The following is a 12,168-nucleotide window of genomic DNA, read 5'->3' as shown; positions in this document are numbered from 1 at the left end:
CATGCAGATAAAGAAGCGATGTTAGATCGCTATCAGCGGAGTGTTAGTAATGTGTTAGAAGTTTTGCAGGGGCACACGGCAGGGTGCCCCCCACCCTCCACCCCTCACCCCAGCCCGCTCCCCAGAGGGGAAAGACGGCAAGAATCCCCCACCCCAATCTTACCCCTCTACAGTCTAGCCTGACCCCTCGTCCACGCTTACTTCGTCACCCACGCGGTATCGCTCATCCCGGCTCATCACTACAACACCAAAGCCATACTGCTGAGCCTGCACCACTGCCAGCCAAGGATGACAACGGTAGGCAAGGGCCAGACCAACCAACAACCAGTATGGCAACTTACCGCTCAGAATTACACCAAGCTCGGGATCAAGAGGCGGAGCAATTATCGTTCGCATTTCATCGTAATCAAGATACGGTTGGAGGGGTTGCACTTCGAGCCACGAACAGGTCGACTGCGTGCGCAGACGCCATTGCAGCAATGACGCAGAGGGGTGACCAAGAGCGACAACTGATGGCTGCACCCATCCCAACCGCGGATCGAATAGAAACACTTCGTGGGACGCGGCATGCAAGGCTAGAGCCGCGTACAGCCAGTTAGGCCCACGACCGTAGAGAGACAACGCGATGGCCGGCACTTCAGTGAACACCTGCGGCAGATCGGACGGCTGCCAAAGCCGGCCTGCACTACCAACAACGTGTGCCAGCCGGTCAAGATCAACCACCAGTTCAGTCGGCGCGTGTTGGAAATGGCGTCTCTTCAGCTCTTCGGAAGAAAACGTAAACAAACGAGTCAAACGCTCACTCAACTTTGTCACCATCACACCATTAGGAGGACGTTGACGTTCCAACCCACTAATAACGCCACGCAACACCGGAGTCTCCTCATCAATCCGGTCCGCTCCGTGCAGCACCGACTGCAACTCAGCAATCACGCTCAAACCGCACCGCTCAGATCGCTCACGCCATTCACTCAACCCATTTGGTGATGCCGCTAACAGTACCGCGTGCGTACAAGCGCGCAATATCTGCTCTTGTTCAAGCGTTGGCTTTCCACCCACATCAACCAACAATGGCAAATGTCGCTGCGCAATATCGCGATGCACCCGTTCTACAAACTCATTGCTAAACTGCCCTTTCTGGCGCAACAACCGCACCTGCTCGGCAGAGGTCTCTTGAATCCAATCGCCCTCGCCATCGGGACAAGCGCGCAACACATAGTGTTCCACCCTTGCCGCACGCAACATCTGTGATAATCGATACACCAATACCGATTTGCCACTATGTGGCGGCCCACCTATCATCACTGCCGGAAACGACTGCATTGCTCATTCCATCTAATTTAGAAGTGCTAAATAATTCACACCATCGTTGCGGTACGTAGCATAAACCGACCAAACTATCGATGGCTTTTCTGGCCACCATGAGCCTATTTTGGCTCAACGACTATGCTATCATGCTGCGTATCGAGTTTAAAACAAAAAGGTATGACATTGAGCACATCAGCAGTATTACAACCGGCGACGCTCATTGCCACCCTCGGCGGCCAACCCCAAGTCGTCACATTTGCACTCGACGCTTTACTTGCACAGGGCGACGTAATTGACGAAGTATACATCGTTCATCTTGCGCTCGCCAATCCACACACTCGGCAGGCATGGCAGCGCCTGCAAGCCGAATTCACCGACGACTACTACGCCGGTCAGCGCTGCCGACTACGCCGCGTCCCTATCCGTATCAATGGCGCGGAACTGACCGACATCCGCACGGCTGCCGACGCTGAAGCGACGTGGCAGTGCATACGCAACCTGATCGCCGATCTCAAGCGTGAAGGGCGGCGACTGCACCTCTGTCTCAGTGGCGGACGGCGCATGATCGCGCTACTGGCGATGTCGGCAGCCGCGCTGCTCTGCGACCATCAAGACCGCATCTGGCACATGTACACACCAGAAACGACGTTGCAGCGGGTCAAAGACGGGGCGCAAATGCATGTAACTCCTGCCGACGGCGTGCAGTTGATCCAAGCGCCGCTGGCACCGTGGGGCGCCTATTTTCCGGCGCTGCGGTCGCTGGCGCAGATGCCGATGCACGCAGTGCAGGAGCAGATGCACCGCGTCGCCGCGGTAGATGATCCGCGCTGCCGCCAAGTGTGGGAGCGTCTCAGTCCGCGCCAGCGCGACGTACTGCGCGCCTTTGCCCGCGGATTGCGCCCTGATCAGGTCGCCGATGCGTTGTCGATTTCGTTGAGCACGGTCAATACACACAAAACCGCCATTCTTGCCGAGTGTCGTGTTGCGTGGAACCTTGCGGACGGTGAGCCGCGCGATTACCGCTTTATCCGCGAGCATTTTGCCGCATTCATCGAGCGAGTATAGCAGGCTGCCCGCGTGGTGGGATCAGCAGGAGTGCTGAGAAATAATCAGTAGAGGTGGGGAGGGAGAGGGGGATGGGGGGATGGTAGTATTGGGCTGATGCGTAAATCAATCTGTACGATGCATTTCGGCGCATCGAGAGAAGAAGCGGAGGACAATAACAATGCGTCGGCTAAAAACTCTTGCAATTAACTTTTGAGCAGTCATACTCTTACCAGTGATTGCTCGAACCGATCATTCAGCTAGGATAATACTGTACTGCTTTAGTTTTGTACACAACACGAAGGAGAGGTAAATAAATGACAAATCAACCTGTTATTCCTCAAAACTATGTATCTGATCACCTCTTTCTGCTTGTCGGCACCAATCCGTTGCCTAATCTAGTTGCAGCAAAGTTGCTCCTTAAAAAGGGAGGACTGTTATATCTAGTGCATTCATTGGCTACCCAGCCGGTTGCGGAACGTCTGGAGCGATATTGGATAAAGGTGGAAAAGCAGAGCCAGCCACAGTATGTTTGTGTAGATGAAGCAGATGGGACTGATATTCGGCAAAGAATCGATAATGCGTTGCAAAATATTCAAAGCGGTCATGTTGGGTTAAATTATACAGGCGGCACGAAGACCATGTCTGTTCATGCCTGTAGAACTTTGTTGGATTATCAGGCATCTAAGCGTTGCAATGTAACCCTGAGCTACCTAGATGCGCGTTCTAACAAGATGTATATCGAGCATGGAAGTAATCCACTCTTCAAATCCGACTCATTACTGTACGAAGTGCAGCCAAGTCTGCAAGATATTGTTACATTGCACGCCTTCAAGTTAGTCTCACCTGTCGAAACTCAGGCGATGCTTCCCGATCTTGCAAACGTTCTGGCAAATGCGCATGGATCTCCAGAAGCCGGTGAGGCGTGGCGAACATGGTGCGATGATGTTTTGCGCAAATATACACGAACGAAGAAATCCAACGAATGGGACAACAAGATAGAGGGGGTATCTCTCCCCTTGCCCAATGATGCATTGTTGAGTCAGGTGATTGATACGATGCGCCAGAGGTTTAGCCTATCTGAACAAGAGAACACCCTATCTTTGGGTAGTGCTAGCCAGAAGGCTGGTTTTCAAAAAGTAAAGCACCTCTGCGAGTGGTTCGATGGAAAATGGCTCGAACATTATGTCTTTGATTGCATTTTCCAGATTAAAAACCACTGTAACATACATGATGCTGGAATGGGTATTCGTCCCCAGAGTGACAAGGATAGACCGGAGTACGATGTTGATATTGGCGTTATGCAAGGTTATCGACTCTACGCCATTTCATGCACGACAGATGCCGATCCCGGCATGTGCAAGCTCAAGCTCTTCGAGGCGTATCTGCGAGCGCGCAATATGGCCGGTGACGAAGCATACGTCGCGTTAGTGTGTATGGCAAACAATCCTGAGAAAATCGAGCGCCATATTGGACGTTCGTGGGATGCTGCCGGGAAAGTGCGGGTATTCGGGCGCTCACATCTTAGAGAACTATCCACGCGCTTGAAAGATTGGTTTAACAGTGTTGGTTTGCCATAAGGGAGGCGATAATGACCGAATATGTCCTGACCGCCATTGACACAACCCGGATTCAGGACTACATCTTCGGCAGCAACAGGCTTGCCGAGAATATTGGCGGCTCTGAGCTGGTAGAGATGGCGACGCATCAGTGGGTGTATGAAGCGTTGCCACCTAACAACAATGTAGATGCAGCAACGGGCAAACTGGATAGCAAGCATACGATTGACACCCTAGATGCTGAGGTGCTCTACGCAGGCGGAGGTAATACCGTTATCCTGTTCAAGACATTCGATCTGGCACGTACCTTTGCAAGCCAGTTGACGCGACGGGTGCTGAAAAACGCTCCCGGCTTGGAACTGGTCATCGCTCATCGCCGATTTGATTGGGCGCAGGATTCGTTGGCGCAGATCGTCAGTACAACGCTTAGTATTGATCTGGCACGCAAAAAGCAGAACCGGGCTTTCTCAACGCCATTGTTAGGGTTGGGAGTCACGGTTCCGTGTGCTTCAACGGGGTTGGTTGCCTCCCGAATTGTCGAGAAAAAGCCGGTCTCTCTGGAGATTCGAGCAAAAAGCAGTGAAAGCGTCCAGGACCGGAGTCTGGATCGCTTGAAGGCAAAATTGCCGAAAATACAGCAGGACAATTGGGAGATTCCGCGAGATTTTGATGATCTGGGGCGCATCAAAGGGGAGGAAAGCTACATTGCTGTCGTGCATGCCGATGGCAACGGGATCGGCAAGCGTGTGCAAGCCATTGCAAGCTGCTACAGCACGCCACGCCAGAACCGTGATTATATCGAAGCAATCCGCGATTTTTCGCAAAGCCTAGAGCGCGCCGCTACCACTGCTCTGAGTAGCGTCGTCAATCTGATGGCTGACGCTTTCATCGCCGATCCTGCACTCGCCAGTCATCACCGCGAGAGGTTCCCACTGCGTCCGATTGTCTTCGGCGGCGACGATGTGACGTTCGTCTGCCAAGCAAGGTATGGTTTGTCGCTGGCGGTGCGTTATCTGGAGGCATTTGAAGAAGCGACTCAAAACGAACCCGCATTCGGTGGCAAACCCGCGTATGCATGTGCTGGCATTGCAATCGTCAAGACCCACTATCCGTTTGCTCGTGCCTATCGTCTCAGTGAGCAACTCTGCCGCTCGGCAAAGCAGATGCTAAAACAAAAGCAAATTGAAGATTCCGCCATGGACTGGCACGTTGCAATGAGTGGTATTACGGGTTCGCTAGAGGCGATCAGGCAACGTGAGTATTCCGTCAAGCAGGGTTTGCTCCATATGCGACCGCTGCTGCTCCGCGACTCGGAGGTCTCCTGGCGCACCTGGACGGTCTTCAAAACGTTGCTCGATGAGTTTATCAGGGAAGATAGTGAATGGTTCGACCGGCGTAACAAGGTCAAGGCGCTACGTGAAGCTCTGCGCCAGGGGCCAGATGCCGTAACAGACTTTCTGAGCACCTATCAACTTGATGCATTGCCGAAGGTCGGAACCATCAATGTGGCTGGCTACGAGAAAACTGGCTGGGCAGGAGATCGGTGCATCTATTTCGATGCAATTGAAATGATGGACTTGTTCACCGACGTGCAGAGGATGGTGTCTAATTCCGTGACGGCAGATGGTGTATGAGGCTGAATATGACAACGTATATGCTCCGGTTCACGTTGCAGAGCGGCGCTACCTTCGGACGCGGCGATGGTGTGGCAGGCCTTCTCGATGAAGAGGTGGATCGCGATGCCGATGGTATGCCGTTTCTGCGTGGACGCACATTGAAAGGACTCTTGGCGGAAGAGTGCGCCAACCTGTTGTATGCGCTCACATTACAGGAGAAAGCAGAGCAGTGGCGCGACAGGGCATATCGCGTCTTTGGTTATCCGGGGAGCACCTCGAAGGACACGGGTATGCTGCGCGTCGGGGACGCCCGTCTTCCCAAGCCGCTGCGGGATGCCATCAGAGTGATGATCGATACTGCGGATCTGTCTGCTGATGAAGTATTTGAGTCGCTAACCGCTATACGCCGCCAGACATCGATCAACGAGCACGGTGCGCCGGAAAAGGGCAGCCTGCGTTCTATGCGCATTATCCTGCCGGGAACGATTTTCGAGTCTAGACTCGAGTTTGCCGAGACGCCTGACGATCAAACGCTTGCTTTGGTCGCGGCCTGTGTACTCGCATGGCGACGCGCCGGAACCGGGCGGAACCGTGGCCGTGGCCGATTGCAGGCGCACTTGCTCGATAGTGATGGCACAGACATCACCGAGCGTTTCTTTCGCGTGTTTGCCGGGAAGGTGGCGCAATGAAGGTCATTCCCTACCGCATAACCCTGCTGGAACCATTGCTGGCAACCCGCATTGCAGGCGATCCGAATAGCGCCGTGTCCTATCCCTATGTGCCCGGCAGTACTGTGCGTGGAGCAGTTGTATCTGCATATATGCGAAAGAAGAGTATTGAGACCATCGACGCCGGGTCGAAGGAAGTACGGCGTCTCTTCTTCGATGCTCGCACACGGTATCTGCACGCTTACCCGGTTGATGCTGGGGGTCGTAGAACCCTGCCTGTACCGCGATCACTGTTTGCTATCAAGGATGATGAAACGTGTTTGTACGACTTTGCCCACGAGGTTATTCATGAAGTGAATAACAAAAAGGTGCAATTCGTCGCTGCTGCTAGGGACTCTCAGCCGTTCTGCTGGATCGATGACGATGAGATGTACTTCATCGCTCCACAGCGCCGTATCAACGTTCACACCAGTCGAGATCGTCTGATGGGACGGGCGACAGAAGCGAGCGGCGCTGTTTTTCAGTACGATGCATTAGAAGAAGGACAAACATTCGCCGGGTGGGTGCTGGTAGATGACGACAGCGATGTCGAGATGTTGAAGTCGCTTTTGCGGGATGTTCAACACCTTGGAGGATCAAGCAACAGTGGGTATGGACGTGTATCTGTCGAAGTCGGCGATCTTCGCGAGCCATGGCGTGAAACGCCGGGACAGGCTAATGACATTGCCGCCGGACAACCGTTCATTGTGACGCTTCTGAGCGATGCGCTGATCCGCGATCCGGCGACCGGGCAGGACACGTGGGATGTGCGCCTTGCATTGCGGGCATTGCTCGGTGTTGCTGTTGAATATGTTCAACCAGAAGCAGACGAAGAACGCCGCAGCGTCTGGCGGATGGAAGAGGTAGGCGGGTTCAATCGCGCGTGGGGATTGCCATTGCCGCAGGCGCATGCCATTGCTGCCGGCAGTGTCTTTGTGCTTCTTGCAGAATCCCCGATCAGCGCCAAAACGATTGCTGCCGTCGAGTGGCAAGGGATTGGTGAACGTCGGAGCGAAGGCTTTGGACGACTGGTTTTCGACTGGCAACGCGAATCGAAACTGAACGTTATCAGGGCGCCTGAAAAACCAAAGCAAATGCGTACTCTTCCGACATTAGAAGGACCCGCGCGAGAAATGGCAGAGCAGATCGTTCGTCGGATGATCCGTCGCGATCTAGATCGTCAGCTTCGTAAAGCGATCTACGGCATCCGACTGGATCACCGAATACCTCTTTCCAATGCCCAGATCTCGCGGATGCGCATTATTGTGCGCGAGGCATTGTCGAATGGCGATATTGCTCGTCTACAGCGTTATCTGGAAGACAATATCAAAACACGCCGCTCGGTGCGCGATCAGTTTGAGCGCACGCGCATCGGGAGTGAGCGACTGTCTCGCTGGCTAGAGGATCGCCTGAAGCAGCCCGAGTCGGTCTGGGACAAAATCGGTGCGCAGAACCTGTCGAAAGGTATTGGCGCAAATGTTCGTGTAAGTACACAAGGAAATGAAGCCCTAGCGCGTGAGTATACCATTCGCCTGATCGATGGCGTACTGGCGCGACTAGCAAAAGAACGTCGCAGGGAAGGCGGTGAATGATGAGCGCCCATCCTCTGACCAAATCGCGGCAAATCTGCGAGCGCTGGTTGATCGAAGGTGACTTGGTGTTACAGACTCCCACCCATCTTGGGAATGGCGATAGTGATGGCATTGTCGATATGCCGCTGTTGCTAGATGAGGCGACAGGCAAGGCGTTGCTGCTTGGCACGTCGCTCGCCGGAGCGCTGCGTAACTATGTGTATGAGCGACGGCATGGATTTGGTGTGCGTTTGAATCGAGACGGCATGCGCATCTTCGATAATGCTATCGAGTCGCTCTTTGGTGCTGAAAAGGGGAATGACGACGGTGCTCAGAGTGCGTTGGTCATCGATGATGCAGTCGGAGAAACACCGAAAGTTGAATTGCGCGACGGCGTGCGCATTGATCCGGTAACGCGGACTGCCAAGATCGACTTTGAGAATGGTAGACCGCGTGGGTACAAATATGATCTTCAGCTTCTGGAAGCGGGCACAACATTACCATTGCGCATAGAACTATTGATTAGTCAAAATACCGACTCACAAGAGGTTCGACAACTGCTTGCCCTTGCGCTTCACGGTTTGGCAACAGGCGAGATTGCCATTGGAATGCGCAAGCGTCGCGGATTTGGCGAGTGCAGGGTTGCGACCTGGCGGGTCCGGCAGTATGACCTAAAACAGTCTTCCGATCTCCTTGCCTGGCTTGCATCAGAGTATCCTAATTGGGGATATAAGCCGACCCAACCTCTGAAAACAGGAAACGACATTGCGGAGTTACTCGGCGTTTCCCTCGCAAGGGTTGAGGATAAGCGCAGTGTATGCGTAATTCAAGCTACGTTTGCTTTGAACGGATCGCTCCTGATTCGGGCAGGTTTCGGCGAACAGGATCGCGGCCCGGACACCGTGCATCTGCACAGCAAGCAAGCCAATGGTACACGACGACCGGTGCTCTCCGGTACCAGTCTGGCCGGCGCGCTGCGCCATCGTGCTGAGCGGATTATGCGCACGATTGCGAATAGTAGTCGCACGCCGTCAATGATCGACGAGATGTTTGGCCCGGCTGACATCACTTATGGCAAACAGCCAGCTAGGGCTAGCCGATTGATTGTCAAAGAGACGGTTATTGAAAATCCGGTTAATCTGGTGCAAAACCGGATTCGCATCGACCGTTTTACCGGCAGTGTTCACGGAACCGGGTTATTCAACGAGCAACCGGTTTTTGGAAAGGACGATACGCTCATAACAGTTGATCTGACGCTACGCAATCCGACCGACGCGGAAATTGGCTTGCTGCTCCTTGTGCTCAAAGACCTCTGGACCGGTGATCTGCCGCTGGGTGGCGAAGTAAGCATCGGGCGCGGGCGATTAAGGGGAGTGAGGGCAACTGTCACAACGTCTCAGCATAAAGAGACGCCTCTCACTATCGAAACCGCTCAAAATGGAAAGTTGACTGTCCATAACGGTGATGCGCTGGAAAACTACGTCAAAGCGTTGCGCAGGTATGTTGAAACCGTAGAGGTGACCAGATGAAGGACCCCTATATCCTTACTCCTGTGGAGGTGGATAACAGCTTTGCGTCCGATCCAGCACAATGGTTCGTCACCCAAGCGCAGCAACATGGGTTATGCTATCTACTCGTCCACGCCGATGATGGAGTCATTTGGGGACGTATTGATAGCGCCGGTCTGCACACGTCTCAAGGCATCACTCCAACGTCGCCGCCATTGCGTGCGGTCACCTTGCAACAGGCTCGCTTGTTCGGGCCAAAGGGCGAGTTGCTGGTATGGCGCATTGATAATGGATGGAGTGCGCGGCTTGTCACTGATGTTGACGGAAACTCGAACGACGTTATTGACGAAGACCAGATTCTGTGGGGTGATACAGTCGAATCTACACACAATGGTTTCACGTTAGTGCGAGAGGGGTCTCAAGGTATGCGTCATGCTGTACCCGCGATCGTCACACCTGACCAACTCAAACACCATGAACTACGCCTGCGTGTGCGCCACTACATTACAGAAAACGACGATGGTGAAGCTCGCATTGCGCTGAGCCGCTTAGTCCAAGTCTTGCCGGAAAGTGTCTGAGGAGGAACACCGTGACATTGCCAAAACACGTGAATCCTACGAAAGAACGAGCCGTTGCACCGTACAACTTTGTCCCATTGCCGGATCAGATCGTAACAATTGATCCTCAGACACTTCCCGATCAGGATCGGTATCATCCGGATCGAAACACCGGATACATCGAGTGCATGATCACAACCGAGACACCGATATTCGTGCGTGCGCCGTTGACGCCGGAAGAGTTCGAGCACCAAGAAACCGGGAAGGACGACAATATCCCTTGGCGTCAACAGGTGCGCAACAAACCAGACTTCTTTTCCACCGATCCGGCAAAAACTCCTCGTATTCCCGGCAGCAGTCTGCGTGGCATGCTACGCCAGCTCGTGGAGATCATTAGCTACAGCAAGGTGCAGTGGGTCTCCGAACAACCGCTCGTCTACCGTGCTGTTGGTGACACGACCAGTCATGGTGAAAAATATCGCAATCGTATTATGAAGAATGACGGTCAGCGTTCCAATCGCAGCGGGAAGCTGGCGTGGCACTACACGCCGCTGGTTAAAGCCGGCTACATCTTTGAGAAGCGCGGCGAGTACTTTATTCGTCCGGCACAGGATATTGGGGGAACAACCTTTGCTCGGATTCGCAGTGATACTATTCCTAGCGGGCTGAAACCGTGGGGCGCGTGCAAGAATGCGTCTGAAATCTGGTTTCAACCGGGCCAATATGATTATCAGAACGTGCGTGGCGGGTTCCTGCGCATCAAGTATGCGAAAGTGGTCCGTGCATCGGCGCAACAAGCGCAAGATTTGATAAAGGGTGCTCTGGTACGCAGCGGACCAATGGCGTCGAAACGTAGTGAAGCGGTGATTTATCCGCCTGATGAAGATGCGGAACTGATCCAGATCCCTGATGAACTCGTAGCTGCCTATAAAGATCAAGTGAGCCAAGAACAGGAACATTTGTTAGGAAAAAATGGCGTTCTACGCGATGAACAACCGGTCTTTTACCTGATGGAGGACGGCAAGCTAATGTTCTTTGGTCATACGATGATGATGCGGCTGCCATATCATCGCACGCCGCTCGACTTCGTGCCAGAGGCGTTGCGCCGCGAAAGCGATCTCGATCTGGCAGAAGCGATCTTTGGCTACACAAAGTCAACCGGTGAGGGCAAGGCGCGTGCTTACGCCAGCCGCGTCTTCGTTGGCGATGCGCTGTTGGAACCCAACCAAGCCGACATCTGGCTGAGTGGAGAACCAATCGTGCCCAAAATCTTGGGCAGTCCCAAACCAACCACTTTTCAACACTACCTGACGCAACCAACACCTGATCCTCAGGAGAAGAGACGCGATCGTAGCGGCAACCCGAAGTATGTGAAAGAACTGACCGACTATGCCGATCACGGCAAGAGCGTTATTCGCGGGTACAAGCTCTACTGGCATAAGGGAACGGTCACAGCAGCTGATCTTCAGGAAGAGCTGGATCGGTTGCGTGACGCACAAGGACGCGAGAAAGAAAACGACACACAACATACTCAGATGCGACCAGTTGCTCCCGGAGTTCGTTTTCGCTGGCGTATCGCCTTCGAGAACCTCTCTGACGTAGAACTTGGCGCGTTGTTGTGGGCTTTGACGTTGCCTGGCGAACCCGACAGAGCGTATCGTCACAGCATCGGTATGGGCAAGCCGTTCGGTATGGGGGCAATCAAGATTGAGGCTAGTTTGATGTTAGACGATCGTCAGCAACGCTATGCGACCCTGTTTGAAGGCGATGACTGGCGCATCGGCACTGTCAAGGCGGATGATCGCATCCCAGAGTTCGTCTCCTGCTTTGATCGCCTGATTCTCGCACAGATCGGCGCTGCCAATGTTTCAAGTCTTGCTAATGTCGAACGGATTCAAATGCTGCTTTGCATGCTCGAATGGCCGGGTCCCGACAAAGAATTGACCCGCTATATGGAGATCGAGCGCCAAGACCCTAAGATCAAACGTGGCAAGATTAACGAATACAAGGATCGGCCCGTTTTACCTGATCCGCTACAGGTTTGTCCTGCTGGTCGACGTACAACGTCCTCCGCTCCTCGCTTGTCAGCAAAGGACTCAATCGAGATTAGTCGTCCAGTGTCTATTCAGGACGTGCGCGAGGGCATGTACTTGGAAGGAAAGGTAGTGCGGGTTGAACGCGACCGGGTGGTTGTTGATATCCTCGGTCACGAAGCATCGCTCAGTCGCGAGCGTCTTGATCCTCCTGCACGCGACATTGCCGACATGCAGGAACGTTTTCCGGTAGGCAAGACCATTC

9 protein-coding genes are annotated in these 12,168 nt (G+C 53.7%); 8 read left to right on the top strand and 1 reads right to left on the bottom strand.

The window, feature by feature from the left end; all coding sequences use genetic code 11:
* Positions 1-174: 174 nt before the first annotated feature.
* The gene (locus tag Q1A00_RS15975) at positions 175-1,323 is read right to left on the bottom strand and encodes a CRISPR-associated protein Csx3 (protein ID WP_298401061.1); all 1,149 of its coding nucleotides are present in this window, start codon (positions 1,321-1,323) and stop codon (positions 175-177) included.
* A gap of 162 nt (positions 1,324-1,485) precedes the next feature.
* On the opposite strand from Q1A00_RS15975, the gene Q1A00_RS15970 reads away from it, so the two are divergent.
* The 8 genes from Q1A00_RS15970 to Q1A00_RS15935 all read left to right on the top strand — a co-directional run.
* A complete protein-coding gene (locus tag Q1A00_RS15970; RefSeq protein WP_298401058.1) occupies positions 1,486-2,373 on the top strand; it encodes a CRISPR-associated ring nuclease in 888 nt (295 codons plus the stop codon).
* Positions 2,374-2,669: 296 nt separating this feature from the next.
* Positions 2,670-3,932: a hypothetical protein gene (locus tag Q1A00_RS15965; RefSeq protein ID WP_299757775.1), complete on the top strand. Its 1,263-nt coding sequence runs from the start codon at positions 2,670-2,672 to the stop codon at positions 3,930-3,932.
* A gap of 11 nt (positions 3,933-3,943) precedes the next feature.
* Complete coding sequence (locus tag Q1A00_RS15960; RefSeq protein ID WP_299757773.1) at positions 3,944-5,545, top strand: hypothetical protein; 1,602 nt, start codon at positions 3,944-3,946, stop codon at positions 5,543-5,545.
* Positions 5,546-5,553: 8 nt separating this feature from the next.
* On the top strand, positions 5,554-6,216 hold the full coding sequence (locus tag Q1A00_RS15955) for an RAMP superfamily CRISPR-associated protein (RefSeq protein ID WP_299757770.1): 663 nt from the start codon (positions 5,554-5,556) through the stop codon (positions 6,214-6,216).
* Entirely contained in the window at positions 6,213-7,826 is a 1,614-nt protein-coding gene (csx10, locus tag Q1A00_RS15950) for a CRISPR-associated RAMP protein Csx10 (protein WP_299757768.1), read from the top strand. The genes Q1A00_RS15955 and csx10 overlap by 4 nt, the downstream gene beginning before the upstream one ends.
* Positions 7,826-9,334 carry an RAMP superfamily CRISPR-associated protein gene (locus Q1A00_RS15945; protein ID WP_299757766.1) on the top strand — a complete coding sequence of 503 codons (1,509 nt, stop codon included), beginning with the start codon at positions 7,826-7,828 and terminating at the stop codon, positions 9,332-9,334. Before csx10 ends, Q1A00_RS15945 begins: the two co-directional genes overlap by 1 nt.
* Positions 9,331-9,891 (top strand): CRISPR-associated protein Csx19, encoded by a 561-nt coding sequence (gene csx19, locus Q1A00_RS15940; protein ID WP_299757764.1) that lies wholly within the window; start codon positions 9,331-9,333, stop codon positions 9,889-9,891. Before Q1A00_RS15945 ends, csx19 begins: the two co-directional genes overlap by 4 nt.
* An 11-nt stretch (positions 9,892-9,902) precedes the next feature.
* Positions 9,903-12,168, top strand: a 2,266-nt coding sequence (locus tag Q1A00_RS15935) for a TIGR03986 family CRISPR-associated RAMP protein (protein ID WP_299757762.1), incomplete at its 3' end; no start/stop codon positions are given.

This window comes from uncultured Chloroflexus sp. (assembly GCF_938091255.1).
Taxonomy (GTDB): domain Bacteria; phylum Chloroflexota; class Chloroflexia; order Chloroflexales; family Chloroflexaceae; genus Chloroflexus.
This window is presented reverse-complemented; position numbering and strand designations above follow the sequence as displayed.

Coding starts and splice junctions, on each gene's coding strand:
- Q1A00_RS15975 (WP_298401061.1), bottom strand. CDS start 1,323: ATGCAGTCGTTTCCGGCAGTGATGATAGGTGGGCCGCCACATAGTGGC.
- Q1A00_RS15970 (WP_298401058.1), top strand. CDS start 1,486: ATGACATTGAGCACATCAGCAGTATTACAACCGGCGACGCTCATTGCC.
- Q1A00_RS15965 (WP_299757775.1), top strand. CDS start 2,670: ATGACAAATCAACCTGTTATTCCTCAAAACTATGTATCTGATCACCTC.
- Q1A00_RS15960 (WP_299757773.1), top strand. CDS start 3,944: ATGACCGAATATGTCCTGACCGCCATTGACACAACCCGGATTCAGGAC.
- Q1A00_RS15955 (WP_299757770.1), top strand. CDS start 5,554: ATGACAACGTATATGCTCCGGTTCACGTTGCAGAGCGGCGCTACCTTC.
- csx10 (WP_299757768.1), top strand. CDS start 6,213: ATGAAGGTCATTCCCTACCGCATAACCCTGCTGGAACCATTGCTGGCA.
- Q1A00_RS15945 (WP_299757766.1), top strand. CDS start 7,826: ATGAGCGCCCATCCTCTGACCAAATCGCGGCAAATCTGCGAGCGCTGG.
- csx19 (WP_299757764.1), top strand. CDS start 9,331: ATGAAGGACCCCTATATCCTTACTCCTGTGGAGGTGGATAACAGCTTT.